This window comes from Methylobacterium nodulans ORS 2060, assembly GCF_000022085.1.
GTDB classification, from domain to species: Bacteria; Pseudomonadota; Alphaproteobacteria; order Rhizobiales; family Beijerinckiaceae; genus Methylobacterium; species Methylobacterium nodulans.
The window spans coordinates 61,633-87,271 of the sequence record NC_011887.1 but is presented as its reverse complement, the minus strand read 5'-3'; the positions used below and the strand labels follow the sequence as shown (position 1 = coordinate 87,271).

Below are 25,639 nucleotides of genomic sequence, written 5' to 3'. Positions count from 1 at the left end.
AGTCCGCGAGCATCGGCTCGGCCGCCGAGACGCATTGCGGCCGTGGGCATTGGGTTGGAGACATACAGGGGGTTCGTCCACCAGCAGTGCGGACCCGCCCATCGACTTCGGTAGGATCCACCTCGATCGGCGAATTATACGTCGTATCATCTGCGCGCTTGCATCAGTCGTGAAGGGCGATCGGCCCACACGGTAGGTTGCCTAGCCACGAAGAAGGAAGCAAGTTGTGGAGAATGTCGCCGCGAGATCAGGAAGCCCTGTTTCAAAGGTTATTGACGGTTCGATATTTGATGAAATCATTGAGCGCAGGGATACAAATTCGCTGAAGTGGACCTACAGCGAGAAGCTGCTTGCTCCTGAAGAAGTGGCGGCCGGACCACTGCCTATGTGGGTGGCCGACACCGATTGGAGAGCACCGGCTCCGGTCATCGACGCATTGCAAGACGCGATCAAGCATGGGGTTTTCGGCTACCCAGCTGGCGCCACCAACGGCTACATGAAAGCGGTCACGGACTGGCAGGCCAGAAGGTTCGGATGGGAGATAGCGGAAGAGTGGGTCACGCAGACAGCCGGTATCATCACCGCGCTTAAGACGGCCGTACAAGCTTTCTCAAGCCCAGGCGATTCGATACTGATCCAGCCGCCCGTCTATTCGCACTTCCATGACGATGTGTTGGTAAACGGTCGGCAGTTGGCACTCGCTCCCTTGCTCCGCTGGGAGAACGGCTATCGATTCGATGAATCCATCTTTGAGGCTGCAATCGGAGAAGGCACCAAACTTTTTATTCTGAGCAATCCCCACAACCCGACAGGCAATGTATGGTCCGAAGCCGAACTTCGGGTGATGGGGGAGATCTGTCTGCGCCATAACGTTCTAGTGCTTTCTGATGAAATTCATCAGGATCTCATTATCAATCCTGAGAAGCGGCATATTCCATTTGCCTCCATCAGTGAGGAGTTTGCGCAAAATAGCATTACCTGCACCGCTCCGAGCAAAACATTCAATTTGGCAGGTCTACAATGTGCGAATATATTCATCCCAAATGCTAGAATTCGCAATCAATTCGCTAGGCAGTACAATCGTAACGTCTACCCGCGTGTGAACGTGTTGGGCATGGTCGCGACCGAGGCAGCCTATAGTGAAGGCGAGCCATGGCTGGAAGAGATGTTGATCTATCTCCGGACAAATCATGACCATTTCGCAAGTTCAATTAACAATAGTCTTTCAAAGATCAAGGTTCTTCCTGCGGACTCGCTCTACCTAGCTTGGATGGATTGTCGTGGTCTGGGTTTGGATGCAGAGACGCTCGATAAGTTAATGCTTACAAAGGCCAGAGTCTGGCTCGACAAGGGTCAGAAGTTCGGGGCTGAAGGCAGGGGCTACATGCGTGCGAATCTTGGATGCCCTCGTTCGACAGTCGACGTGGCGATAAACCGGCTGATTTCCACGTTCCGTGCTGCGTGAGTGTCAAACTCGGCGTTGCCAAAACTTGAGGCGGCCTTTGCTGCGGTTTTCCGCCGCAAGGCCCATCGTCGCCGGTTCGCGGCGTGAGCGCGATCATCGAGCATACTTCGGAGGACATTTCCCATGCGTGACTCGCGGTTCGGCAATCCCGAAAGGGAGTCCGAGGTGCCTTTCAAGCCTCATTCCTCGCACTGGGGTGTCTTCTCGGCGCGTATGATCGACGGCGAGCTGGAGGTGCGCCCGTACGAGGGTGATCCCGACCCGAATCAGATCATCGAGAACTTTCCGGGAGCGCTCCGTCATCGTGCAAGGATCGCGCAACCGATGGTGCGCCGAGGCTGGCTCGAAAGAGGGCCAGGTCCCGACGAGAAGCGCGGCCAAGACGAGTTTGTCCCGATGGCTTGGCAGGAGGTGCTCGACCTTCTGGGCCGCGAACTCGTCAGGGTACGGGATGGCTTCGGGCCTGAGGCCATTTTTGGGGGGTCGTACGGGTGGTCGAGCGCTGGCCGATTTCACCACGCCCAAAGCCAGATCCACCGTTTTCTCAACATTGCTTGTGGCGGCTACGTCAGATCCGTCACCAGCTACTCCTCTGGTTCGTCCCAGGTGCTTATCCCCCACATTCTCGGCAACCACGAAGAATTGGCCAAACATAATGTAACTTGGGAACAGGTCGAGAAGGATAGTGAGATAGTAATCGCTTTCGGAGGGATGGCGTTAAAGAATAGCATGGTCGCAGGTGGCGGTATCAGCAAGCACGTTGAGCGCGGCGTTATGCAGCGTGCGGCGGCTCGCGGCTGCGAATTCATTTTGGTCAGTCCACTAGCATCAGATCTTCCAGAGGAGGCGCGGCCGGAGTGGGTTTCGCTGATTCCCGCGAGCGACACGGCACTAATGATGGCCATGGTGCATACGTTGGTCGTGGAAGGGCGTCACGATCGAGCTTTCTTGGAGCGCTACACGGTCGGTTGGCCAACTTTCGAGCGATATCTCCTTGGTGAAGCTGATGGCATTCCCAAGGATGCGCACTGGGCCGCACCTTTAACCGGTGTCCCGGCAGATGCGATTATGGCTCTAGCCCGCCGATTGCACGGCAAACGGGCCCTGGTCGTCGTTTCGCACTCGCTGCAACGTGCACGATATGGCGAGCAGCCGGTATGGATGGGTATGGTCCTGGCTGCAGCACTTGGTCAGATTGGGTTGAGCGGAGGCGGGTATGCCTACCCGCTCGGCGCCATTGCTTACTACGGACGCCGCAAAAATGCGGTCAAGCTGCCCACCTTATCCCAGGGATCGAACAGCGTCCGAGAGTTCATACCGGTGGCTCGTATCGCTGATATGCTGCTGGGCCCTGGTGAGGCCTATCGCTTCAATGGAAAAACTCTGACCTATCCGGAAATTAAGCTGATTTACTGGGCGGGAGGGAATCCGTTTCACCATCACCAAGACTTGAACCGGTTGAAGAAAGCTTTCGCCGCGGTCGACACACTCGTTGTGCATGAACTCGCTTGGACCGCAACGGCGCGTCACGCCGACATCGTCCTGCCCTGTACGATGACGCTTGAGCGTGACGACATTGGTGGTAGTTCCAACGACCCCTTGCTAGTGCCCATGCGGCAGATCGCGCCGCCTTATGGCGAAGCTCGTGACGACTTCGCCATCTTCGCCGATTTGGCGGAGCGGCTCGGTGCGCGCGACGCTTTCACTGAAGGCCGCACTGTCCGTCAATGGCTCGAACACCTGTACGAGCCGACGCGGCTGGGTTTGGTTCAGCTGAACCTGCCCGCGCCGAGCTTCGAGGATTTCTGGGAGAGTAGCGGTATCCTTGTTCCGCAAGGTCCGGACGATGGCGGAAACCTTCGCGCCTTCCGTGAAGATCCTCTGGCCTCTCCTTTGGAAACTCCGAGCGGCAAGCTGGAGATCTTCTCGGAGACAATCGCGAGCTTCGGTGAGGCGGACTGTCCAGGCCACCCGGCTTGGCTCGGATCAGGTTACCTTCCGACCGAGTCGGCTCCGCTGGTGCTGGTCTCAAACCAACCCCGCACTCGCTTGCATAGTCAGCTCGACTTCGGCGGGCACAGCGGCAGCGGCAAGCATCGTGGGCGTGAAATCGCAAGTATGCACCCGAAGGACGCCGCCGAGCGCGGAATTGCCGATGGCGACATCGTGCGCCTGTTCAATGAAAGGGGTGCTTGCCTCGCTGCGATTGCCTTGACGGAGGACATCCGTCCGGGAGTGATTCAGTTACCTACAGGTGCCTGGTACGACCCGGCAGACCCAACCGAGGAAAAAACTCTGTGTGTGCACGGTAATCCCAACGTTTTGACCGAAGACGTGGGCACCTCGGCACTGGCTCAGGGTTGCACAGGGCAGCTTACGACGGTCGAAGTAGAGCGCTTCGATGGCAACTTGCCGCCCATCCGGGCGTACGATCCACCTTTGTCACTCCCCGCGCCCGCTTCCCACCTTGATGGCTGACCCGCATTGCGTCGGGGTGGGGCTTGGAAAGCCGCTCCACCTCGGCGGGTGGCACGAGCCTGTATTCGCGCCGGGGTCCAGTCTCGTCGACCGTGCCGTCCTCGCGAATGCAGGTGACCACGTCCTGCAGGGTGTGCCGCTCAGAGGCGGCCTTACCATTTGGGATGACCCTCGCTCGCCGGCGTGCATACACTCCGACCGTCAGATTAAGTGTGAATGGACCATGGATCGCACGCCTCCGGCAGCTTTCGCGAACCGTTATACATGTAGCATTGTTTTCAACGGTGTTTCGACGAAAGATCTTGACTCTTTCTTCGATAACATCGCGGGCTTCCTGGCGGCCGTTGTGATAGATCACCTTGTACTCTCATATGATGAGGTTCGATATGAAGAGATCAACAAAGTGGTTTCGCGCGCACATAGTATCACCGCGGTAGAACTAAGGAAGCAATCTCTCTTTCAAATGCAGCGTTTCAATATCGATAATGAATGGTGCTACGCAGACGACAGTCTATTTTACCTGGTGGATGAGAACGCTCCGGTCGATGAGCGAATCACGTACCTTGAATATTTTCTGATGCTTTGCGCCCGGCGGTTGCAACATCAATGGCATATAATTGAAGGGCGCGTCAACTGGTTGCTCAAAGCTTCGTCAATTCACCTCGAGTATCGGGATTTATACTTCCGCCCGATGACCGCAGGTCTAGTTCGAGGAGATAAGTCATGAGGCACTCCGAAATTATCTCGGCGCCCGTCCCTGAGCCAACGTACATACCGGCGCGCAGCAAGCTTTTGCTCTCAGCGCAACTTCGGCGACTGGCTTTGGCACCGCGGCGTTTCAGGGTAGAGGCTGTGCTGGGGGTTGGCCTGTCCTCGATCTAAATCCTGCTGTCGTTCGGCAGGTTAGCATCATGTGGACGCGACGCCGAAAAAGTTTGGCAGATGCTGTCCGCGAGTTTTGCGACGTCCTGAATACCGAGGGAACCTACGAGAAGTCACCGGCGTGCGGGTGTGCGCAGGGAGCGCCCTCCGGCTACGGCGCGAGGAGTGGCCGAGGTCGGAGCCATACCAGCGCGCTGGGCCTGTTGAAAAAGGGTGGTCAGGCTTTGTCGCGGCGGTAGGGCAGCGACTCCCTTCCAGTGTCGGTGTGACGCGTTTGGCCAGATCGTCGCCGCGTTCGTCCTTAAACCCCATGGTGCCCGCGCGCCGACTTGCGCGTTGAGAACGCAGTCGGACCGGCGTCAGGGTGATCCTGGGTCTAGATGAGGTGCTCGACACCGTGTCGTTGATGAAGACCGCGGGCGCGCGGATCTCCATCTTGGCCAGGGCGCTGCCCTGAGACCGGATCCGCTGATGCAGACCGGCATCGCCGTTCGGCGACACCCTTGCAGACGGGGCGGTCCATACGATTTTTAGACACCGTTGATTGTCGAGGCTGGGTCGGGTCACAGATCCGAAGTAGACAGATCAAAAAATGCAGGATCACTGCGGACGCTCGCGATCAGGATCGCCCCCTCCAGTGTGGCAAGAACCTGCATGGCCCGCGCTTCCGAGAGGCCACCAGCCTTCAGCTTGTCCACACCGTAGGTGAAGAAGCGGCGCACTTCGGCGGCTACCTCTTCCGACAGATCGCCCGATGTGACACCCAGGGCGCCGCACAGGCACATCCGTGCGCCGTCAGCCAGCGCCGCACGAAAGACGTGCCGCCACGCCTCGACAGGCGCGGTACCGGCGGCGATCTGGGCGTCGATAGATGCGGCAATCCGGTCATTATAGCGCCGCGTCACGGCAGCCGCGAGCGCCTCCTTGGTTGGGAAGTGGTAGTGCACGCTGGCGCTTTTGATGCCGATTTCATCTGCGATCTCGCGGAAGCTGAACCCGCTGTAGCCGGCAGATCGGATCCGACGCTCCGCAGCGTCCATGATGGCTTGGGCGGTATCCATGATCCTATTCCTATGACGCACAACATCGATCCTGTCTACCAACCGATAGATAGGCCTTGCCGGGCCGATGCACATGGGTTAGGTCTGAGCCACCTACCTACCGATAGATAAGGCCACATGGATGGAACGGTTTACAGGCAAAGCCGTAGCGATCACCGGAGGCGGTTCCGGCATCGGCAAGGCGACGGCAGCACGCTTTGTGGCCGAAGGCGCCCGGGTCGTCATTAACGGGCGCGACGTGGCCAAGCTTGAAGCCACCGCCCGCGAAATCGACCCGAGCGGCCGGAACGTGGTTGTCTCAGCCGGCGATATCGCTGACCCGGCCACCGGCGCGGCGCTGGTCGAGGCCGCCGTGTCCCGGTTCGGCCAGCTCGACGTTCTGGTCAACAACGCTGGCGTGTTCAACCCGAAGCCGTTCCTCGAGCTGACCGAGGCAGATTACGACTGGTATCTCGATACGATCCTGAAGGGGAAATTCTTCACCGCGCAGGCTGCGGCCAAGGCGATGAAGGACCGGGGCGGGGCCATTGTCCAGACGGGTTCGATGTGGGCAATCCAGGCGATCGGGGCGACCCCGTCGGCCGCCTACTCCGCCGCCAATGCGGGGGTCCACGCGATGGTGCGCAATCTCGCGATCGAACTCGCTCCCTTTAAGATCCGCATCAATGCCGTGGCCCCGGCCGTCATTGAGACGCCAGTCTACAGCACCTTCATGTCGGCGCAGCAGGTCAGGGACGTGCTCCCGACCTTCAACGCGTTCCACCCGCTTGGTCGCAACGGCCAGCCCGGCGACGTGGCTGAGGCCATCCTGTTCCTTGCGTCCGACCAGGCCGCTTGGATCACCGGCACCGTGCTGCCCGTCGATGGCGGCGTGACGGCCGGTCGGCAGTAGCCGGATCTCCACCCGAACGACGCGCTTCGGAATGAACCCAGCCGTCAGCGAGATAGGGGTTCCCATGTCGCTGACGGCACGGGTTGAGGGATCGAGCTGACTCACTCTAACGACCCGAACCCAACTCACAGGAGGCATGACAATGAACAACATGCAGGATTGGAACGCCTATCGCGACGCCCTGGTAGGTCGCGTTGGCGAGTTCGCCAAGCTCAGCCCTGACGTGCTGCGCGGCCTCACGATCATCGAGAACGGCGCGACCAAGAGCGGCAAACTCGAACCCAAGATTCACGAGCTGATCGCCCGGGCTTGTCACGTTGTCGGAATAGCCGCGAGAAAGCCGACGTTGGCCCCTTTCAGGCCGGCGCGCCCGCCGCACCGCGCCACATCGCGAACGCCTCGGCTCGGAAGAGCCGGTGCGTGCGAGCCGAGACGAGGTGACGAGGAACGGTGAAGGTGTTGTAGGTGGCCGCGGGCATCGACAAGACCCGCTGGGCTGAGCCAGGCGACTCGAAGCCCTGCAACTTCGCCTCTCGTCGTCGCACCGGCACATGCGAGCTCTCCGCCCGGTTGTTCGCCCGCTTGCGCTGGACGTGATCCACTCGGCTCAGCTTCATCTCACGAAGCGCGGCTCCGTAGGCCGGGCACTTGTCCGTGACCCAGGTCTCCGGTGCCATGCCCTGCTTCTTCAGAAGCTTGCGCATCAGCTTCTGAGCCGCGCGCCTGTCCCGCTTGGTCTGGAGCAGCACGTCCAGCACCTCGCCTTCGGCGTCCACGGCCCGCCACAGGTCCATCTGCGTGCCGCTGATGCGCACGAACACCTCGTCGAGGTGCCATCGCGCGTGCGGCTTGGGGCGGCGGGCTCGCAGCCCGCGTGCGATCGTCGGACCGAAGGTGAGAACCCAGCGTCGGATGCTCTCGTACGTCACTGTGATCCCCCGCTCGGCCAGGAGTTCTTCGACGTCGCGAAAGCGGAGGGTGAACCGGAGATACAACCACACAGCGCGTTGGATGATGTCACGCGGGAAGCGGTAGCCGGAGTACGAGAGCACGGTCATGCGACCCGGCTACGCTGCGCGCCAGCCCTCCGCAAGCCAGCGCCCAACCAACGTGACAAGCCCCCGCTGATGCTCGGCACCGGCACGGGCTCGGAGATCCGCCAGCCGCTGGGCTACGCCATCGTCGGTGGCCTCCTCGTGTCGCAGGTGCTGACCCTGTTCACGACGCCGGTCGTCTACCTGTACATGGAGCGTCTGAGCCGCTCTCTGTCGTCGCGTTCGAGGCCGGGGCAGGACTTGCCGGCCATGTGACTGGCTGCCGGCAATGCAGAGTCGCCGCTGGAAATGCCGAGTCTCTGCTCTATCGCCAGATTTTCCGGGGCAGGCGAACCGGAACTGCAAGCATCAAATCCCATCCGCGGCACCTCAGCATGAGGAGAGTTGCCTCCTCCAGGCCCGTTCAGCCGACGAGCCGCCTTCCGAGGTGCGTCAGGCGCGCAGCCATCGCCCCCACGAGGCGGATGGGCTTGTCGCAAACGCGAACGGGCCCGCGGTCACGGGTCGTTAGGCATACCCGGCCAGCTTGCCGCTCCGCTCCGGAGCCAGCCCATGATCCTGAACGCCCTCGCCCTCACGCTGAAGAGACAGGCCCAAGGCGACTTCAGGGGCCGACACTTCGAAGCCACCCTCATCGTGCAGGCCGTCTCCTGGTCCCTGCGCGACGCGCTGAGCGACCGCGACATCGCGGAGATGCTCCTGGAGAGGGGCCTCACGGTCGACCACTCCACCCTCACCCGCTGGGTGCTCGCCGACGCGCCGGCCATCGAGCGTCGTCTGCGCCGGTTCCGCAAGCCGCCCTGCGGCTCGGTGCGCGTGGACGAAACGGACATCCGCGTCCGGGGCCAGTGGCGCTCCCCGGACCGGGCCATCGACAAGCCCGGTGAGGCGGTCGACGTCCTGCTCACGGCCAACCGCGACCTCGATGCCGCCAAGCGCTTGTTCCGCAATGGGGCCGGCCCGTACCCGCCGGCGATCGCCGAGAGCCGCAAGGCGGGCCTGCTGCCCCGGACACCGACCCATCACGTCAGCAAGCCCCTGCAGCAAGGGATCGCGAGCGACCCCTTCCGAGTGAAGCGGGCGATGCCGCGGGTGGGCGGGTTCCGGTCGTTCAAGACGGCGCGGCGCACGATCCAGGGCGTCAAAGCCAGGCTGTGGCGGCGCAAGGGCTTCGGGTTCTTGGGCGCATGGACGGTGCGGGAGCAGAACCAGCTGCTCGCGCACTGCTTCGGGCTTCCCGTCGCGAACAAAGCGTGAAAGCGGGGGCGGGTAGCCCCTTCTGCAGCCCGAGCCCGAGTTTGCGACAAGCCCCCCAGGCCGGGGAGGAGAGCGAGGGCTGATCGGGCGGGCATCCTATCCGCGTTAACCGTCCCGGTCAGTCTTGGCGGTATCTTTGCGGCTGTCACGCTGCCCTTCCAGCCCCATCCAGCGAGGTCGGGTGCCGTGACAGCGGCCGGGCCAACAGCCTATCGGTCCGGCCGCTGCGTTCTGATCAGCGCACTCTGCGGATCCAAAGGCGCTTCATGCGCGGACCCCCGCCACCGTGACCCGGGAGTAGCGCACGAGCAGCCAGCCCGCGACCGTCTCAGTTAAGGCCGGCCTTCCCGGTCGCCCGGAGGCGCCGCATCACGACGGCCAGCAGCGTCTCAGCCCTGGCGAAGAGATGTCGGCCAGCTCGCCTTTGACGCGGGCGCGGACGAGGAGGTTCGCGATGCTCGCCGGAATGAGGCCCCAGGGCCGGAGCCATTGGGAAGGCCTTGACCGGCGAGGTGCGCTCGAAGCCGTCCTCTCACGTGAACACTTCGCCGTCGGCATCGCCAGCTTAACAAATGAAGCTGCCGATAGCGCCAAGCTTGATACACTGCCGGTCGAGCCACAGGAGCGACGATGCAGGAGTAATCACCGTAGTCTACGTGGCAGCTTCGGCCGTATCAGCTGGGCTGGATCGCCAAGCACCTCAAGCGCTCGGCAGAGCAGGGTATCGAGGCGCTGATCCAGCGTCGGCAAACGCTGCCAGCTCGCGCGGGAGCGGAGTTCATGTGCCTTGCCATGAGCGCACGGACTGGGCGGCCTTCAGGATTGCCTGATCAGCCGGCACCAGCGCCGACCGGGTGAATTCAGGCATCGCCGGCATTGTACGAACCTAGCCTCATCCCAGATACGGCCACTAAGAAGGTTAATCGCCACACTCGTCATCATCCCTGCATCTAGACAAGTGTAAAAGCAATTAGGTGGTTGCATTCGGGTTTGAAAGCTGGTTTGATATGGATGAAGCTTTCCCCACTGGTCCTGGGAACGAGTAGCTTCAAAACTCCCCCACAGCCGCAAGGCTCGTGGGGAGTTTCTTATGGTTATAATCCTAACCGCTGTGTGTTATTACGGCAACTTACAAAAAATAAGTTGCCCACGACGGCTGATGCGCGTCGTTGTTGTCTCGGTTGATGGTCACCGTGGCGCAGCTGCACTAGCCAGAGGTTGGCAATCAACGCTGTGATCGTCTTGCAACTCCCACGGAGGGAACTTGCAGCTCCTGCGAAAGGGACCAGGACCAGATGATCAGAAAGCTCTTGCTCACCAGCGCGGCCACCGCCCTCCTGACGGGCGCTGCGTCTGCTGCCGACCTGCCGCGCCGCGAGCCTCCCCCGCCGCCGGTGTTCACGCCGGTGCCGGTGTTCACCTGGACCGGCTTCTACGCCGGTTTCAACGCCGGTTACGGCTTCGACACCGGTCCCAACCGCGGGCCCACGGTGATTGGCGTCGGCCCGGCCACCGGCCTCGTCATCGTTCCGACCGTCATCGCCTTCCGGAACGAGAGCAACCTGGACGGCTTCACCGGCGGCGGCCAGATCGGCTACAACTACCAGTTCACGCCGGGCGCGGGCGTGGTGATCGGTCTCGAGGCCGACGCCCAGTACGTCGACTTCGGCCGTGACCGGAACCGCTTCATCGCCACCGGCCCGATCGCCGCCCAGCGGGTGTTCAACCCGGCCGGCCTCGCCGGTCTCGACTTCTTCGGCACGGTGCGCGGCCGGCTCGGCTACGCCTGGGATCGCACCCTGATCTACGGCACCGGCGGTTTCGCCTATGGCAGCGGCGGCGGCCGCGACTTCGGCCTGCCCAACGACGACGACTTCCAGACCGGCTGGACCGCCGGTGGTGGCGTCGAGTACGCCCTGCCCACCGACTCGTTCCTGAACTTCTTCCGGTCGAGCTCGGTGACGGTGAAGGTCGAAGGTCTGTACGTGAACCTGGACCGTGGCCGGCGCTTCAACGGCGCCTTCGCGGTGAACAACGCCGGCGCCATCATCACGACGGCGAGCCCGGGCGTGGTCGTGGTGAACGCCGGTCAGTTCCGCCGCGACACCGAGTTCGCGGTGGTCCGCGCCGGCCTGAACTACAAGTTCGGCACCTGGTAGTCGGTGGCCGACAACGGTTCGGCTGAAGCGTCCCCAGACCCCGATCAAATCTGGCCGCTTGGCCGAACGGCGCCCCGGGTCCTCCCGGGGCGCTTGTGCGCGGCGTCGGATTTGATGCTTCTGACGGGCAACGCCGGGTACGACGGGAGGCGCAGCCCCACGCTTCGGGGCAGGGCGAACGCGAGCTGACGATGATGCGCTGGGGCTTCCCACTGCCCCCGAAGGGCTTGTCACGTTGTCGGAATAGCCGCATGAAAACCGACGTTGGCCCCTTTCAGGCCGGCACGCCCGCCGCACCGCGCCACATCGCGAACGCCTCGGCTCGGAAGAGCCGGTGCGTGCGAGCCGAGACGAGGTGACGAGGAACGGTGAAGGTGTTGTAGGTGGCCGCGGGCATCGACAAGACCCGCTGGGCTGAGCCAGGCGACTCGAAGCCCTGCAACTTCGCCTCTCGTCGTCGCACCGGCACATGCGAGCTCTCCGCCCGGTTGTTCGCCCGCTTGCGCTGGACGTGATCCACTCGGCTCAGCTTCATCTCACGAAGCGCGGCTCCGTAGGCCGGGCACTTGTCCGTGACCCAGGTCTCCGGTGCCATGCCCTGCTTCTTCAGAAGCTTGCGCATCAGCTTCTGAGCCGCGCGCCTGTCCCGCTTGGTCTGGAGCAGCACGTCCAGCACCTCGCCTTCGGCGTCCACGGCCCGCCACAGGTCCATCTGCGTGCCGCTGATGCGCACGAACACCTCGTCGAGGTGCCATCGCGCGTGCGGCTTGGGGCGGCGGGCTCGCAGCCCGCGTGCGATCGTCGGACCGAAGGTGAGAACCCAGCGTCGGATGCTCTCGTACGTCACTGTGATCCCCCGCTCGGCCAGGAGTTCTTCGACGTCGCGAAAGCGGAGGGTGAACCGGAGATACAACCACACAGCGCGTTGGATGATGTCACGCGGGAAGCGGTAGCCGGAGTACGAGAGCACGGTCATGCGACCCGGCTACGCTGCGCGCCAGCCCTCCGCAAGCCAGCGCCCAACCAACGTGACAAGCCCTGTCGGACAGCATTTTCCCCGATCAGTGCCAAATTGGGGCTTGACCTTCCCACGATTGGAAGCCCGATCTTCTGCCGGAACGCAAAATTCCCGAACGAGAAAGGAGGCGGCTATGAATGCCCCCGTTCGACCTGCGGACCTTTCCTCCGCGTCAATCTCACTGCCCATCGAGGGCATGACCTGCGCATCCTGCGTGGGACGTGTCGAGAGGGCCCTGAAGGCCATTCCCGGCGTGGAGACGGTCTCGGCCAATTTAGCGACCGAGCGCGCGAGCATCACGACCAATGCGCCAGTTGATCGCAGCAAGCTCGTCGGCGCCGTCGAGAATGCCGGCTATTCCGTACCTGCCGCATTCTCGGCTCCGGCGTCCTCGATCGAGCTCTCGGTGGAGGGCATGACCTGTGCATCCTGTATCGGGCGTGTGGAGCGCGCCCTGAAAGCGGTGCCGGGCGTCACGCAAGCGAGCGTCAACCTGGCGACCGAGCGGGCCACGATTGAAGGCTCGGCGGACTCGGGCGCGCTCATCGCCGCCATCGAGCAGGCCGGATACGGCGCGACGGTGATCGGCAAGGCGGTCAACGCGGGCGGTCAGGACGACACGGCCGAGCAAGCCGAGAAGAAGGAAACAGAGCGGCGGGAACTGAAGCGCGATTTCACGATCGCCGCGGTCCTGACAGCGCCGGTCTTCGTTCTCGAGATGGGGTCTCACCTCATCCCCGGCGTGCATGGCGCTATCGACGCGACGATCGGCATGCAGTGGAGCTGGTACATCCAGTTTGCGCTGACGACGCTCGTTCTGTTCGTCCCCGGCATCCGCTTCTACGAAAAGGGGCTGCCGGCGCTGTGGCGTCTCGGCCCCGACATGAACTCGCTGGTCGCCGTCGGCACGCTGGCCGCCTATGGCTATTCGCTGGTCGCGACATTCGCCCCCGCCTTCCTGCCTCCCGGCACGATCAACGTCTATTTCGAAGCGGCCGCGGTCATCGTGACCCTGATCCTGCTCGGCCGTCTCCTTGAGGCCCGCGCCAAGGGGCGCACGTCCGAGGCGATCAAGCGCCTGGTGGGACTTCAGGCCAAGACGGCGCGCGTGCGCAGGGACGGCAAGACGGTCGATCTGCCGATCGCCTCCGTAGCCGCCGGAGACATCATCGAAGTCCGGCCCGGGGAACGGATTCCCGTCGACGGCGAGGTGACCGAGGGCGAGAGCTATGTCGACGAGTCGATGATCACCGGCGAGCCGATCCCGGTCTCGAAGGCCCTCGGCAGCGAAGTGGTCGGCGGCACGGTCAACCAGAAGGGCGCCTTCGCCTTCCGCGCGACGGCGGTCGGGGGGAACACCGTCCTGTCCCAGATCATCCGCATGGTCGAGGAAGCCCAGGGTTCGAAGCTGCCGATTCAGGCCATGGTCGACAAGGTGACCATGTGGTTCGTGCCCGCAGTCATGGCCGTGGCGGCGCTGACCTTCGCGGCGTGGCTGTATTTCGGGCCTTCGCCCGCGCTCACCTTCGCGCTCGTCAACGCGGTTGCGGTCCTGATCATCGCCTGCCCTTGCGCCATGGGCCTTGCAACGCCGACTTCCGTCATGGTGGGCACCGGCCGCGGCGCGGAGCTCGGCGTGCTCTTCCGCAAGGGTGAAGCCCTGCAGCTGCTCAAGGATTCCAAGGTCGTCGCGGTCGACAAGACCGGCACGCTGACCGAGGGCAAGCCGGCGCTGACGGATCTCGAGCTGGCGATCGGTTTCGACCGGAAGGCCGTGCTTGGGCTGGTTGCCGCCGTCGAGGCCAAGTCGGAGCACCCGATCGCCCGGGCGATCGTGGAGGCGGCTCACAACGAGGGCTTGGAACTGCCCATGGTCTCCGGGTTCGAATCCGTGACCGGCTTCGGCGTGAAGGCGACGGTGGACGGCAAGCCGATCGAGATTGGCGCCGACCGCTACATGGCCGAGCTCGGCCATGACGTGGCCGGCTTCGCCACGGTCGCCGAACGCCTGGCCAACGAGGGCAAGTCGCCGCTTTATGCGGCGATCGGCGGCAAGCTCGCGGCCATCATTGCCGTGGCGGACCCGATCAAGGAGACGACGCCCCCGGCGATCAGGGCCCTGCACGATCTCGGCCTGAAGGTCGCGATGATCACCGGCGACAATGCGCGCACGGCAAAGGCCATCGCGGCTCGCCTGGGCATCGACGAGGTCGTCGCCGAGGTGCTGCCCGACGGCAAGGTGGAGGCGGTTCGCCGGCTGAAGAGCCAGTACGGCAAGGTTGCCTTCGTCGGCGACGGGATCAACGACGCTCCGGCCCTCGCCGAGGCCGATGTCGGTCTCGCCATTGGCACCGGCACGGATATCGCCATCGAAGCGGCCGAGGTGGTGCTGATGTCGGGCAGCCTGCAGGGCGTGCCGAATGCAATCGCCTTGTCCAAGGCGACGATCGGCAACATCCGCCAGAACCTCTTCTGGGCCTTCGCCTACAACACGGCGCTGATTCCGGTCGCGGCCGGCGTGCTGTTCCCCGCGTTCGGCATCCTGCTTTCGCCGGTGTTCGCCGCGGGAGCCATGGCCCTGTCGAGCGTCTTCGTGCTGGGCAACGCGCTTCGGCTCCGCCGCTTCAAGGTTGCGCACTGACAACGGCAGCAGCCGGCCGTTTCGGGCCGGCTGTGTCGCGAAGGAAGATTACTCATGAACATAGGACAGGCAGCCAAGGCGTCCGGCGTTTCGGCCAAGATGATCCGCTACTACGAGCAGACCGGCCTCATACCGCAGGCCGACCGGAAGGCTTCCGGGTATCGCGACTATTCCGACGTCGACGTGCACATGCTGCGCTTCATCCGCCGCGCACGCGGCCTCGGCTTCTCCGTCGCCAAGATCAATGAGCTGCTGGGATTGTGGCGAGATGAATCCCGGCAGAGCGCCGAGGTCAAGCGGTTGGCGCAGGCCCACATCGACGAGCTCGAAAGGAAGATCAAGGGTCTTCAGGACATCGAGCATACGCTGACGATGCTCGTCAATGCCTGCGAAGGCGACCATCGTCCGCATTGCCCGATCCTCAAGCACCTCGAGAACGGCGAGGATAATGAAGATCTGTCAATTCACCCGCGCAAGGGCGCGGTTGCTGGCTTGGCTTATTGATCGGCCGCATCGGCAAACCGGAAGAGAAGTACCGCCCAGAACCCGCAACCGACACCCTGGTCAGCCAAGCCTCCTAACCGTCCACAAAAACGGTTCTTCCGCACTTTGCGTGGATCAGGCAGCGATGAGGATGCGGCTACGGAGGAGTGCGAAGCTGGCGCGACCGTACATGGTGCGCTTGAGCATCTTCAGCCGACTGATCTGCCCTTCCGCCTGAGCATTGCTCCAGGACGTCGTCAGCGCCGCCCGAACGGCCGCCCCATCCTGCGCCAAACCGGCCGCGAAGGTCTCCAGCGCAGCGACACCGCAGTTCCGGGTTTCGAGCAGCCATCTGTCGAGCTCGCTGGCAGGGTCCGCCGGCCGGTCGCCGCCCAGGCCACAGGCACGCACGAGCATCGTGAACCGCCGCGCCAGATCGGCGATCCGTGCGGCTTCAGGATCCTGCCGGATGCGGGCGAGGTCAGCCGCGGCGCGGGGCTGCAGTGTCGCGAGGGGCTGCACCAGGATCCAGGCCAGTTGCTTGGGTGAGGCGATGGGTGAGGGTCTGATCGCCTCAGTGCTCGTCGAGGCGGGCTGCGACAGCCATTTGCGAGCCGTGCGCCGCTCGGCGACGAAGCGGTGCACCTGCCGATGGGTTCCCGCGAAGCCCTGGCGGCGGATCTCGCGCCAGAGCGCCATAGCGTTCTCGCAGCCCTCGGCCATGCGCTGCTCCAGATGGGCGAGGTAGGGATCGAGGCGAGAGGGATTGGGTCTGCGGATCGCGCGCTCCGGGAAGCTCTCGGCCTGGGCGTACTTGCGCACGGTCGCTCGCGCCAGACCCGTGGCGCGGCCGATCGCCAGGAGGGTCTCGCCAGCGAGATGGCGTCGGCGCACGTCCTCATAGGCCGCCAGCCGGCGGGCGCGGCTGTCGAGGCTGACGGCAATCTCGGCTGCGCTGCGGCGATAGGCGCGCGGGCGCTCCCCTGGCTGTCGTCCGTCACCACTCGCAAGAGGAGGGAGCTGTCGCAGCCGGCCATGGACGCGGCCAAGCCAGCGTTCGAGAACCTGGCGCAGGTTGAGGAGCAGGTGCCATCGGTCGGCGACCTGGAGGGCGGCCGGCGCGCCCGCGGTGGCCGCTCGGGCGTACTCGGTCGAGCGGTCGCGGGCGACGATCTGGATGCTGGGATGGCGACGCAGCCATGCGGCAACGGTCGCCCCTGAGCGGTCGGGCAGCAGGTCGATCGGGCATCGCCGTTCGAGGTCGACGAGAAGCGTGCCGTAGCTCCGACCTTTGCGGATGGCCCAGTCGTCGATGCCCACGGCGCGCGGCGCGTTCGCTCTCGGCAACGGGAGGCGGTGCACGAGGCGCAGGATCGTGTCGGGGCTGGTTTGCATCCCCAGGTGGCCGGTCAGGCGCGCGCCGGCCTCGCCGCCGACTGCAAGCCCGATCCGGGTCTGGGCCTGAGCGAGGCGGCGGGTCCGGCGCGCTCGCGGCGGTATCAGCCGCGGAAGAGGCTCGGCGAACGTGCGGCGGCGGCAAGCGGGATGATGGCAGTAGAAGCGTCGGATACGCAGGCGCAGCGTCACAGGCTGGCCCATGCTCGGCAGATCGGCCGGACGGCGATCATAGCGGCTGTGAACGGCGGAACTGGGCGTGCCACAGGTCGGACATCGACCATGACAACGGCGGCCATGGGCGATGACGACAAGGTGATCGGTGTGGCGAAAGACCCGCTCGATCGTGCAGCCCGGCAGGGATGAGGACAGGATCATCCGCCTCGTGAATCAGCCTGCGCTTCCCGCGTCACCGCGACCGTTCCACGCAAAGTGCGGAAGAACCACAAAAACGGGGCAATCCCAATCCCACGCCTTGGCTTGGGAGCGAGGCGGCCCTCTTGGGCAAAGCTCTCGTGCCAGCGAATGGCACTGGCGGGGCTGCCGCCGAAGGGCTTGGCGGCGCGAGGCGCCCTGTTCGATGGCGGCAACCACGCGCTCGCGCAGGTCAGCGCGAACCGACCATGATCGGGCAAGCGCCGCGACAGGTCGCCGGGCACGTTGTCTTCCCATCCAGCCCGGCCGCGCCCTGTCGGGTCAGGTGCACAGGCGCCGGTACCGCCGACAGTTGCCCATGCCCTCTTCGCCGAGCTCCTCCTTGTAGAGGCAGGCTTGACGCAGTTCGCGACACATGCCCCGCTCTCGCCGATAGCGCCGCTCCTCATAGTAGTCACGGTGCCCATCGTCGATCTGCACCCCGCCGGGCCCGAAGTAGAAGCCTTGAGCGGAGCCAGTGCTGGGCAGAGCCAGAAGCGCAGCAGTAGCGCACAACCCTAAAGCGATTTTCTGCACGGCAATAATCTCCCTGATGGTACGTTCCCGTGGCACGTGGCGCATCTAACGTCGTCACTGCCGAAACCATTCAGAAACACCGTTCGTCCGCAATTGTGCGAAAGGGGCAGCCCTACCGGACTGCGATTGCAGAGGGGCCTGGAGCGGGCTCTGGCCGGCTCGGCGATCGGCGACGTCCGGAACGGTTGGCACCCCGGCTGCTTTCTAAGCCCACGTCCGGGCGAACGGACGCTCCCGGGTATGGTGAGAACGGTGCATCAGGAGATCTGCTGATGGCGCAGCCCTATGAACCCCATGCCGATGCGATCCGTTTCGCCCACCAGATCGTCGATGAGGCCGGATGCAAGCTGGCGCAGGCGATCCACGCGGAAGATCAGCAAGCGATTGCCGGTGCGCGCCACGACCTCGTGGTCAGGATCGCCCAGGCCATCATGGATGCGGAACATGTCGCGGCGGATCAGGCGCGGGGCGAGGGAGAGACCTCACGGGAGAGCATGGACGAACCAGGACCGCAGTCCCGCACCTGGCCCGCGCTCATGTTCGGTTTGCTCCAGTGGGCTTCGGCTGCGGTCAGACCAGCAAGAGGCGCCCGGTGACCCGGGCAGTGTAGCGCCCATGACCGGATTTCTGCGCGGCTTTGTCGCCTCCTACCTGCTGACGGCCGCCTACCTGGGCATCAATCTGGCTGCCCAGACACAGACGCAGAGCGCCACACGCGTCGTCCTTGCGGCGGCCACGTGGCCGTTTGTCTTCACGCCGGCCTTCGTCCACCATCACATGTGCCGCTGATCGCCAGGGACCGACCTGCACAAGGCTCGATCCAGCGATACGAGCGGGCATCGCCGGCGGGAGTGACGGCGGCACCAGCGATGACGTGTGGTGGATTACCCCAGGACCGATTTCGACGACGCCAGCATTCCGGGCCGGCAGCTTGGCCAAACATGCCCGGGAGGTCAAACAAGTGCCCCCTCATCGCCACTACTCCCGCCGTCGAGCACGCCGGCCCAAGATCATGAACCAAGCTCATCGCTTGGTTCTCGATGAGGCCTCCAGCACATACGTGCCAGCAACTCCCCGGTGGAGACCTCAATGCGCCGGATCGGCGAGCAAAAACCGGCTTGTCTTATGCTTGATGACCAGCAGTCCGCTCAAAGCCAGCACGCCGAACGCCGCGCCGGCCAGGAAGCTGGCCGATGAGCCCATGACGTCCCAGAGCGCGCCGGCGACAACGCTCGCCAGAAGGAGGGCCAACCCGGTCACGAGGTTGGACACGCCGGGATGCGCAGCAGGCCGGGATAGGTCACCAGGCCGACGCCTGCCCCGAGCGCGAGACCCAGCAGACCCCCGAGCACAAAGCTTGGCTGCCGCTCGATCATTAAACAATCAGGACGCTTGATCGATTTCTCAGGCATGCACAGCGGATGCAAAGGCTCGCTGCAGGCCGTGCCACACCTCTATTCCATACATGACTTCACCGCCGGCAGGAGGCTGGAAGAAGTCGTAGGTCGGTGCCGGCCGGAACCGCTCAGGACCGTACCCGAAAGCGGCGAGATTACTCGCCTGGCTGCGATGGCACGCGAAGGCCGCCTCTTTGCGGCGAGCCGCCTCTGGCAGCAATGGGACGACGATCTCCGGGCAGGCGACATGATCGACAAAGTGCCCGGTGCGCAGCCGACCCCTGATGTGGTGATAGCTCGTGAATTCCAGCCGCGCCGGTGTGTGATCGCCGCGGCGCGCCAGCTGCCGGCACGCCTCCTGCACCGCGAAGGCCGCCGCGTCATGGTCGAAATGGCCTCCCTCGTAAGGATGGGTGAGGACGGCATCGACCCAGATGAGATCCTCGACCAGCCGCTCGATCGCCACGTCCAAGTGGTCGGCGAGGCGACCGTCGGGAATTTCGTAGAAGACCTGGCGGGCCACGCGACCCTCGACCAGAACCGCGAGCGCATCGACCAGCTCGCTTCGGCGTGCCGCCGCGTAGGCCTGACGCGTCGGGAAGCCCGCTGCGGCGGCGAAGGCCGGGTCGAGGGGCGCGCCATCTGTGAGCTGAAGCAAGGTCAAATTCCGGAGATGAGCCATGACGCCCCCCAGGCCGATCGTCTCATCGTCGGGGTGCGCCGTGACGACGGCCACCGCCAGGTCGATCGGCCGGCGCGCCGCAAGGCTTTTGAGAACCTGTTCGGCAGTGATCGCTGGGCTCGGGGTCATCTCGTTCGGGCAGGCCATGGTCCGTCGGGGCGGTCAGACGCGGCCGCCAACGGCCTCATAGGCGATATGGGTCAAGATTGGACAGCCCCGGGCGGGTCGCCTTGCCGGACCATGCATCGGCAATCGACCCAATATCGACGGCGACGCCGCCGCGCGCTGCAATCTCATGACAGTAGAGCTTGCCGAGATAGCCGGCCGCGACGAGCCAGAAGATCCCGGACCAATCCCGTTGCCGCAGGCGTGCCATCACGTGCCCGAACGCTTCCGGATAATGAGCGCCTTGCATCCCGGTCGCACCGATGATCGGCGCGAACCGCTTCTCTTCCGGAATGAGCAGCGCGGCGGCGATGCGCGTGCCGAACCGCCGGGAGATCGCACCCGCGAGCTGAGGGTGGCAGGAGATCAGGCCAACGGGGTGCCCTGAAGTCATCAGCCGCTGCAGGGCGCCCGAGAGATGCAGATCGAGGTGGATGTCGTGGGTGCAGACGCTCACGCCCTCCCGGTGCAGCAGGGGCGAGACGTGGCGCAATACGTTGGTGCAGCTCGGCACCCCATCGAGGCTCGCGATCCCGTACTCGTGCCGGATCCGCTCCGGATAGGTTACCCCCACCACCGAGGCTGTCGGGATGGTGGCCAGGAACCGGTCGCGCAAGGCGAGGAAATCGGCGCGGTCGATCAGGTCGTCATTCCCGAACCACGTGCGCAGGATGCGCTTGCGGTTGTTGCGATAGAGGCTGCGGAAGCGGCCGCCCTCCTCGTCCGGGTCGCTGATCCAGGCGCCCTCGCCGTCGCCAAGGCGGATCAGCGAGAAGGGACGGCGCTCCTCCAGCGCAGCAGCGATGCGTGCCTCCACGGCCGCGATGCCGAGGTGGCGCGGGCTCGTCCGGATCGCCATGGCGAGGAGCATGGCCTCCGTCTCGGGATGGCGCCGCATGTAGGCGACCAGCTGCTCCAGCCGCTCCGCCCGGCGCACCTGGCCCGGCGTGCGAGGCACGAAGGCCGACAGACAGGCTTGCGCCTCATCCAGCCGGCCCATTCCCGCAGAGTGGCGCACGGACTGCATCAGGGTGTGGAGATCACCCGGATCTGCCGCCAGCGCTCGCGCGAAGTCGCGCGCCGCTCCCTCGGCGTCGCCCGCCCTCTGGCGGAGAACCGCGAGTTCGCGCCAGCCATAGGGCAGGTGGGCAAACAACCGGCACAGCTGCGTCAGGATCGCGGCTGCTTCCAAGACATCGCCGGCGTCCCGGAGGGCCTCGGCGGCCCTGACCGCTTGAACCGGATCATCGCCCGCTCGCGCCCATCCAACCCGCTCCGCCGGTCGGGCGGGATGCGCCTGCGCGGCAGGTATGGACGCGAGAGCCGCCGTCTCCCGAGACCGGCCGGACGTGACCGGTCGCATCAGCGTTACAGGCGGAGCCGTCATCCCACTCCGGCCGATCCGAAACCGCTGCTGCTCACGCTTCCATCCGCTGTCTTCTCAATCTCGAACACGAAATGCGTGCAGAACAGCAGCCGAAGCAGGTTGGTCGTCCGGATATCGAGGCCGAGGCGCCGCCCGGCCTCGATCAGGGTGCGATGAACGAATCCTTCCGGTCCCATCATGCGATTGAGCGGGGTCTCGTCGCTGGCCGTGAGCGTCACGATCAGGCGCCGCAACAGGAACACGAACGCGTCGTGCTTCGGGTCGATGCGAGCGAGGCGCAGGCCTGCATTTTGCGCCGCCACCTTCAGGCCGTAGGGCGTGAAGTTGAAGGTGCCGAAATCCTGCATCTGCTCCAGGTAGGCGACCTGTCCGATCAGCTTGCCGCCGGGCCGGAGCACGCGGGAGATCTCTTTGAAGCTGATGTCGATGTGCTGGACGTGGTGGAGCGATACCATGGCCCAGACGACGTCGAATTCGCCGTCGGCGAAGGGCAGCACCCGCCCATCATAGAGCTGCACGGCCTCGCCGAGACGCGCCACTTCATCCCGGACCAGCGGCGAGACACCGTCGAGGTAGTCCACTCCCTGCCACGTGTAGCCGAGCGACTCGATGAAGGACCGGCCGTGCATCGCTCCGCAGCCGAAGTCGAGGAGCCGCGAACCGGGGCGGTAAGCGGCGGCGAGCAGGTCCTCGGCTGAGCGGGCCTCCAAGCTGTCGCCGTCCACCACGGGGCCGATCTCGCGGAAGAAGGATCCATCCAGGGCGAGTGTCCGCGACGTCGCAGCGGCCGCGGAAATCAGGCGTTCGAACAGAACGTCCACCGTGTCGCCCGCGGGCGAAGGAGGAGCGGCGAGAGTCGAGATGCCCGCTCGCGCCCGATCCGGATCAAGACGCTGAGCGAGATTACGGCGCAGAGTCGTCCAATTGAACCAGTTCCATATGGTCATTGCTGCCGCAGCTTCCCGACGTGTTTGATCATCGCACGGCAATCCTCAGCGGCCGCATTCTCCGTATACCTGCTCCCCGCGCTTCGTGCAGCCGCTGTACCGAGCGCCTGACGCAGATTGGGCTCAGCAATGAGCGCCGAGAGAGCGGCCCGCCACTCCGCCTCCTTGCTGGCGAGTCGGACATCAACCCCGTCCTCCAAGTCTTCGCAATAGGCGCGGGTCGCGCTCGCCAGGGTCGGAATTCCGAAGCGCGCCGCCGCGAGCCAGCCCGTCACTGCTACGCACGCCGCTGCCTCACCCTCGTCCGCCAGCACGAGGTTCAGGTCACTGCCCCGGAGTGCCTCCTCCCAGTCCGGCACGGGACCGTGCTGGCTGATCCGATCTGCGAAGGGCGCGAACGCCTCGTCCAGCGTGACGAAGCCGGCCGTGGTCAACGCAATCCGCGGCTCCCGCCGGAATGCCTCCAGCAGCGCCGCACCCGCGGCCTCCGTCGCCCGCACGTCCTGCAACTGCGGCGCGTGCAGAAACAGGCGGACCTGCTCCCCCACTCCAGGCGACCGCGCCTCCGGCACTATCGCGTCCCGAACGATGAAGCTGCGGCCCCTTGCGACAATCCCGTCCAGGTGCGCAGCAAGCACCCGGTTTGGCGCAAGACCGAAGTCGCAGAGCTTGGCGGCGGCGCGGTAGAGGGCCACCCCGAACACGAGATCCTGATGCACCCGTTCGCCGATCCGGCCGGCGAAGGCCTCTAGCGGCGGCGGGGCGAAGCGCGGATCGACGATCAGCTCGTCGGTTTCGTAGAGGGTCGGGACACCCGCGCGTTTGGCACACACGAGGGCCTGCACGACCGTGGGCCATGCGGGCGTCCGCACCAGGATCGCTGCCGTGGCCGCGGGCACCGCCTCCTCGAAGGCACGAACCGTACCGAGGTCGAAGATACGCGCTTCGAAACCGATCCGGCCGAGGAGTGCGACGCGCTGATCGAGGCGATGACGCGCCCGATCCGGAAGCCTATCCGCCAGGATCGCGATCATTGGCCGCTCTGGCGCGGTCCGTGCACGAGATGACCCGCACGCAGTCATCAAGTCTGCTACTCGCTCGACAGCCTCGGCCAGCACGGCGTCACCCTCCGCCCGGCGATGATCCGCGTAGAGAGCCCGCGCGGTACGGCTGCGATGAGCGAAGTAGGTTTCAGTGGCCTCGCGGGCGATCGTGTCGCCCATTACGCCCGTCTGGGCGAGTGCCTGGGGCAGGAGCGTGAAAAGACGCGGCCAATCCTGGCGCGCCGCGGCTGCGCTCACGAAACAGCGCATGATGGCCTCTTCGCATATCCCGCTTGCGAACAGATGCGCGTAGAGGTCGAGAGCCGCGCTCCAGGCACCAACTCGACCGTAGGCCTCAGCTAACCGCTTCTGGTGCGCCACCGTGGGCGTAGCCCCAAGCGCGACAGCGAGTTCGTAGGCCTGGACCGCTGCGGGATCATTCCGATGAGCGAAATGGTCGCCCAGAGCGATCAGGAATGACGGTGCATCCTCGCCGTAGGGGATCTGAGTGCCGACCTCGGCGAAGCCCTCGCGCAGGAAGTGGGCGAGGGCTGCCCAGCGGTGAGCGGCAGCGCGGGGATAGAGGCGGGTATAGAATCGCCACGGGAAAGCGGCAGGATAGGTTCTGAGGGGCAGGTCGAGGCGCCTGAGATGCTCGACCTGTGTGCCAGGTGGACCGTTCGGTCCGCCCTCTGCCTGCCAAGCGGCCTGGCAGGTGGCGTCGTCTGCGCTGGCGAATGCAGGATGGATCTCGCGGAAGTGGTCGGGATCGAAACCCGGAATCTGATCCGACCGATAGGCAAAGCCTTCAAGCCGCCCGATCGTGGCATAATGGATGCGCGCCGCATCGTCCGAGAGATCACCGAGATTAGGATTGTGGCGACGATACCCTTCCGGATTGAAGTCCGCCGGCAGGCGCGCCAGAGCGTCGCGCATCGCTGCCTCATTGGGAAATCGTCCCTCTGTCCGGCCGTGTTCAGCATAGTGCTTCGCAAGCAAGCGCGGATCGTGCATTCCACTCAGATCACGGTAAAATTCACGATAAAACTTATGGTCGAAACCTTCGCTATGGAACTGGTTGCCGCGCATCCAATTAAATAGAGCACTCTGTAAAGAGATAACTTTCTTTGCTATACAAGTCAAATATCGCATTTCAATTCACATATACCCTGGCCCGATCGCGGGATTGCACATCTTCTATCTTGGCCCTTCTTACGACCGCGGTGCGGGAGCACAGGCGCCTTGAAACGGCAGCATTGTTGACATGCAGCACAGCAATTTTATCAGCAGAACCGCACAATCATAAAGCGAGTTTGCGCAAGGCAATGATTCCTCTAGTCGTGCACGCCCCGGCGGGCGTGTGGTGCCTCTTACGCTATCACTGCCGAAACCGTTCAGAAACACCAATCGTTCGCACTCATCCCCATAAGCCTTGCCCGATTGAGCTGCGGCCGCAGGGACCCAGAAACCGGCTCCGGCCAGTCGGTTGGAGGTTACTGAGCTTCGCGTACCTCAGTGAGCGCGCACTGACGGCAGGTCGTGTCTTCTCTCAGGCTGCGGCGGTCGCCGCCTGCCACGCGTCCGCCGCCCCAGCCCTGAACAGGCGAAGCGTGCGGCGGGAGATCAGATGACGTTGAGCGTAAAACGTGTTCTGGACGGGGTAGCTGAGGGTGAAGCGGAGATAGAGCCAGACGGCGTGCTGGACGATCTCGGCGGGAAACTGGTGGCGGGCGCTCGAGACGAGCTGCATGCCCCCTGCCCTACCCTGGCCTCAGTTCGCCCGCCACCGCTTCGCGTAACAACGCCGGCACCAGGAACATACACGTTCGACCGCTTGGCTGAAGAAGGTCGAAAGCCGCTATCACTGCTCCTGTAGAATGGGCCTCCCCATCCGATAAGGCCGGCTTTCGCTGGGCTCTGAAACTTCAGTCCCATTGTTTGGTCAACCATGCAATAATGGCTCGCTATACGAGGAGGTTGGTCATGGCCTCAGAAAAGAAACGCGGAAACCGCGAAGCCAAGAAGCCGAAAAAACCGGTGCCGAAGACCGTTGCGGCAGCACCATCGACGAAGGACATGGTTAGCGCTGCCGTGAAATCGGCCAATCGGAAATAGGCCTCAGCAGCCACCTCGGGACCTCGGCAGCGAATCCGTTGGCCGCGGCGAGCGAGGTACTACTATGCAACCATGAGTCGGGCGGCTGTCCGACCGTACGACCAAGCGGCTGGTTGAGGACGCGCGTATACCGGGCGGCATCGGATCCCGGCCATGATCAAGCATG

Annotated in this window: 23 protein-coding genes and 2 pseudogenes; 11 read left to right on the top strand and 14 right to left on the bottom strand. The window is 64.2% G+C overall.

Annotated features, from left to right (window positions below):
* Positions 1-226 precede the first annotated feature (226 nt).
* The 3 genes from MNOD_RS45110 to MNOD_RS45105 all read left to right on the top strand — a co-directional run bounded on the left by MNOD_RS45110 (position 227) and on the right by MNOD_RS45105 (position 4,670).
* A complete protein-coding gene (locus MNOD_RS45110; RefSeq protein ID WP_012631087.1) occupies positions 227-1,465 on the top strand; it encodes a MalY/PatB family protein in 1,239 nt (412 codons plus the stop codon).
* Between the two features lie 123 nt (positions 1,466-1,588).
* Positions 1,589-3,943, top strand: a complete 2,355-nt coding sequence (locus MNOD_RS38845; RefSeq protein WP_012631086.1) for a molybdopterin-dependent oxidoreductase — start codon at positions 1,589-1,591, stop codon at positions 3,941-3,943.
* A 223-nt stretch (positions 3,944-4,166) separates the two neighbouring features.
* On the top strand, positions 4,167-4,670 hold the full coding sequence (locus MNOD_RS45105; RefSeq protein WP_157091828.1) for a hypothetical protein: 504 nt from the start codon (positions 4,167-4,169) through the stop codon (positions 4,668-4,670).
* A gap of 718 nt (positions 4,671-5,388) precedes the next feature.
* Here the strand turns inward: MNOD_RS45105 and MNOD_RS38840 are convergent.
* Positions 5,389-5,886 (bottom strand): TetR/AcrR family transcriptional regulator, encoded by a 498-nt coding sequence (locus MNOD_RS38840; protein WP_012631084.1) that lies wholly within the window; start codon positions 5,884-5,886, stop codon positions 5,389-5,391.
* Between the two features lie 121 nt (positions 5,887-6,007).
* Here MNOD_RS38840 and MNOD_RS38835 point away from each other — a divergent pair, with 121 nt between their 5' ends.
* Positions 6,008-6,778, top strand: coding sequence for an SDR family NAD(P)-dependent oxidoreductase (locus tag MNOD_RS38835; protein ID WP_012631083.1), 771 nt, complete (start codon positions 6,008-6,010; stop codon positions 6,776-6,778).
* Positions 6,779-6,920: 142 nt separating this feature from the next.
* A pseudogene (locus MNOD_RS49735) lies at positions 6,921-7,097 on the top strand (carboxymuconolactone decarboxylase family protein); the annotation flags it as partial.
* Between the two features lie 37 nt (positions 7,098-7,134).
* On the opposite strand, the gene MNOD_RS38830 reads toward MNOD_RS49735, so the two are convergent.
* A complete protein-coding gene (locus tag MNOD_RS38830; RefSeq protein ID WP_012631082.1) occupies positions 7,135-7,836 on the bottom strand; it encodes an IS6-like element ISMno6 family transposase in 702 nt (233 codons plus the stop codon).
* Here MNOD_RS38830 and MNOD_RS50885 point away from each other — a divergent pair.
* The 3 genes from MNOD_RS50885 (at position 7,786) to MNOD_RS38815 (ending at position 11,249) form a co-directional block, all read left to right on the top strand.
* Positions 7,786-8,088: an efflux RND transporter permease subunit gene (locus MNOD_RS50885; protein WP_425277536.1), complete on the top strand. Its 303-nt coding sequence runs from the start codon at positions 7,786-7,788 to the stop codon at positions 8,086-8,088. The two genes, MNOD_RS38830 and MNOD_RS50885, sit on opposite strands and share 51 nt — an antisense overlap.
* 297 nt (positions 8,089-8,385) lie before the next feature.
* A complete protein-coding gene (locus tag MNOD_RS38820; protein ID WP_012631081.1) occupies positions 8,386-9,090 on the top strand; it encodes an IS6 family transposase in 705 nt (234 codons plus the stop codon).
* A 1,295-nt stretch (positions 9,091-10,385) separates the two neighbouring features.
* Complete coding sequence (locus tag MNOD_RS38815) at positions 10,386-11,249, top strand: outer membrane protein (protein WP_012631080.1); 864 nt, start codon at positions 10,386-10,388, stop codon at positions 11,247-11,249.
* A gap of 274 nt (positions 11,250-11,523) precedes the next feature.
* Here the strand turns inward: MNOD_RS38815 and MNOD_RS38810 are convergent, their stop codons facing one another.
* The gene (locus MNOD_RS38810; protein WP_012631079.1) at positions 11,524-12,225 is read right to left on the bottom strand and encodes an IS6-like element ISMno6 family transposase; all 702 of its coding nucleotides are present in this window, start codon (positions 12,223-12,225) and stop codon (positions 11,524-11,526) included.
* Between the two features lie 175 nt (positions 12,226-12,400).
* Between MNOD_RS38810 and MNOD_RS38805 the strand changes: the two genes are divergently transcribed.
* Together MNOD_RS38805 and cueR are read left to right on the top strand one after the other, a co-directional pair.
* A complete protein-coding gene (locus MNOD_RS38805; protein ID WP_012631078.1) occupies positions 12,401-14,908 on the top strand; it encodes a heavy metal translocating P-type ATPase in 2,508 nt (835 codons plus the stop codon).
* 54 nt (positions 14,909-14,962) lie between these two features.
* Positions 14,963-15,412 (top strand): Cu(I)-responsive transcriptional regulator, encoded by a 450-nt coding sequence (gene cueR / locus MNOD_RS38800; RefSeq protein ID WP_012631077.1) that lies wholly within the window; start codon positions 14,963-14,965, stop codon positions 15,410-15,412.
* 114 nt (positions 15,413-15,526) lie between these two features.
* Here cueR and MNOD_RS38795 read toward each other — a convergent pair whose 3' ends face one another.
* The 4 genes and pseudogenes from MNOD_RS38795 to MNOD_RS47630 all read right to left on the bottom strand — a co-directional run bounded on the left by MNOD_RS38795 (position 15,527) and on the right by MNOD_RS47630 (position 18,183).
* Positions 15,527-17,164 (bottom strand): ISL3-like element ISMno5 family transposase, encoded by a 1,638-nt coding sequence (locus MNOD_RS38795; protein ID WP_012631076.1) that lies wholly within the window; start codon positions 17,162-17,164, stop codon positions 15,527-15,529.
* A gap of 89 nt (positions 17,165-17,253) precedes the next feature.
* Positions 17,254-17,458: pseudogene (locus tag MNOD_RS45095) on the bottom strand (hypothetical protein); the annotation flags it as partial.
* A gap of 24 nt (positions 17,459-17,482) precedes the next feature.
* A complete protein-coding gene (locus MNOD_RS38790; protein WP_012631075.1) occupies positions 17,483-17,737 on the bottom strand; it encodes a hypothetical protein in 255 nt (84 codons plus the stop codon).
* Positions 17,738-17,994: 257 nt separating this feature from the next.
* Positions 17,995-18,183 (bottom strand): hypothetical protein, encoded by a 189-nt coding sequence (locus tag MNOD_RS47630; RefSeq protein WP_043753908.1) that lies wholly within the window; start codon positions 18,181-18,183, stop codon positions 17,995-17,997.
* A 169-nt stretch (positions 18,184-18,352) separates the two neighbouring features.
* On the opposite strand from MNOD_RS47630, the gene MNOD_RS47625 reads away from it, so the two are divergent.
* Positions 18,353-18,526, top strand: coding sequence for a hypothetical protein (locus tag MNOD_RS47625; protein ID WP_012631073.1), 174 nt, complete (start codon positions 18,353-18,355; stop codon positions 18,524-18,526).
* Between the two features lie 297 nt (positions 18,527-18,823).
* Here MNOD_RS47625 and MNOD_RS47620 read toward each other — a convergent pair whose 3' ends face one another.
* The 7 genes from MNOD_RS47620 to MNOD_RS47615 all read right to left on the bottom strand — a co-directional run bounded on the left by MNOD_RS47620 (position 18,824) and on the right by MNOD_RS47615 (position 25,487).
* Positions 18,824-19,009, bottom strand: coding sequence for a hypothetical protein (locus tag MNOD_RS47620; protein ID WP_157091827.1), 186 nt, complete (start codon positions 19,007-19,009; stop codon positions 18,824-18,826).
* 132 nt (positions 19,010-19,141) lie between these two features.
* Positions 19,142-19,963, bottom strand: a complete 822-nt coding sequence (locus tag MNOD_RS42220; RefSeq protein ID WP_012631071.1) for a PIG-L deacetylase family protein — start codon at positions 19,961-19,963, stop codon at positions 19,142-19,144.
* 37 nt (positions 19,964-20,000) lie between these two features.
* Positions 20,001-21,173 (bottom strand): GT-D fold domain-containing protein, encoded by a 1,173-nt coding sequence (locus MNOD_RS38775; RefSeq protein WP_043753905.1) that lies wholly within the window; start codon positions 21,171-21,173, stop codon positions 20,001-20,003.
* Between the two features lie 191 nt (positions 21,174-21,364).
* Entirely contained in the window at positions 21,365-22,189 is an 825-nt protein-coding gene (locus tag MNOD_RS38770; protein WP_198157704.1) for a class I SAM-dependent methyltransferase, read from the bottom strand.
* 122 nt (positions 22,190-22,311) lie between these two features.
* Positions 22,312-24,447 carry a glycosyltransferase gene (locus MNOD_RS38765; RefSeq protein ID WP_157091826.1) on the bottom strand — a complete coding sequence of 712 codons (2,136 nt, stop codon included), beginning with the start codon at positions 24,445-24,447 and terminating at the stop codon, positions 22,312-22,314.
* A 460-nt stretch (positions 24,448-24,907) separates the two neighbouring features.
* Positions 24,908-25,108 (bottom strand): hypothetical protein, encoded by a 201-nt coding sequence (locus tag MNOD_RS38760; RefSeq protein ID WP_012631067.1) that lies wholly within the window; start codon positions 25,106-25,108, stop codon positions 24,908-24,910.
* A 214-nt stretch (positions 25,109-25,322) separates the two neighbouring features.
* Positions 25,323-25,487: a hypothetical protein gene (locus MNOD_RS47615; RefSeq protein ID WP_012631066.1), complete on the bottom strand. Its 165-nt coding sequence runs from the start codon at positions 25,485-25,487 to the stop codon at positions 25,323-25,325.
* Between the last annotated feature and the right edge of the window lie 152 nt (positions 25,488-25,639).

Excerpts from the sequence above, each read along its gene's own strand:
- MNOD_RS38820 (WP_012631081.1), top strand. The coding sequence starts at position 8,386 with ATGATCCTGAACGCCCTCGCCCTCACGCTGAAGAGACAGGCCCAAGGC.
- MNOD_RS45105 (WP_157091828.1), top strand. The coding sequence starts at position 4,167 with ATGGATCGCACGCCTCCGGCAGCTTTCGCGAACCGTTATACATGTAGC.
- MNOD_RS42220 (WP_012631071.1), bottom strand. The coding sequence starts at position 19,963 with ATGGCCTGCCCGAACGAGATGACCCCGAGCCCAGCGATCACTGCCGAA.
- MNOD_RS38760 (WP_012631067.1), bottom strand. The coding sequence starts at position 25,108 with ATGCAGCTCGTCTCGAGCGCCCGCCACCAGTTTCCCGCCGAGATCGTC.
- MNOD_RS38765 (WP_157091826.1), bottom strand. The coding sequence starts at position 24,447 with ATGCGCGGCAACCAGTTCCATAGCGAAGGTTTCGACCATAAGTTTTAT.
- MNOD_RS38805 (WP_012631078.1), top strand. The coding sequence starts at position 12,401 with ATGAATGCCCCCGTTCGACCTGCGGACCTTTCCTCCGCGTCAATCTCA.
- MNOD_RS38835 (WP_012631083.1), top strand. The coding sequence starts at position 6,008 with ATGGAACGGTTTACAGGCAAAGCCGTAGCGATCACCGGAGGCGGTTCC.
- MNOD_RS38840 (WP_012631084.1), bottom strand. The coding sequence starts at position 5,886 with ATGGATACCGCCCAAGCCATCATGGACGCTGCGGAGCGTCGGATCCGA.
- MNOD_RS47625 (WP_012631073.1), top strand. The coding sequence starts at position 18,353 with ATGACCGGATTTCTGCGCGGCTTTGTCGCCTCCTACCTGCTGACGGCC.
- MNOD_RS38830 (WP_012631082.1), bottom strand. The coding sequence starts at position 7,836 with ATGACCGTGCTCTCGTACTCCGGCTACCGCTTCCCGCGTGACATCATC.
- MNOD_RS47630 (WP_043753908.1), bottom strand. The coding sequence starts at position 18,183 with ATGTTCCGCATCCATGATGGCCTGGGCGATCCTGACCACGAGGTCGTG.
- MNOD_RS38845 (WP_012631086.1), top strand. The coding sequence starts at position 1,589 with ATGCGTGACTCGCGGTTCGGCAATCCCGAAAGGGAGTCCGAGGTGCCT.
- cueR (WP_012631077.1), top strand. The coding sequence starts at position 14,963 with ATGAACATAGGACAGGCAGCCAAGGCGTCCGGCGTTTCGGCCAAGATG.
- MNOD_RS38815 (WP_012631080.1), top strand. The coding sequence starts at position 10,386 with ATGATCAGAAAGCTCTTGCTCACCAGCGCGGCCACCGCCCTCCTGACG.
- MNOD_RS38810 (WP_012631079.1), bottom strand. The coding sequence starts at position 12,225 with ATGACCGTGCTCTCGTACTCCGGCTACCGCTTCCCGCGTGACATCATC.
- MNOD_RS38795 (WP_012631076.1), bottom strand. The coding sequence starts at position 17,164 with ATGATCCTGTCCTCATCCCTGCCGGGCTGCACGATCGAGCGGGTCTTT.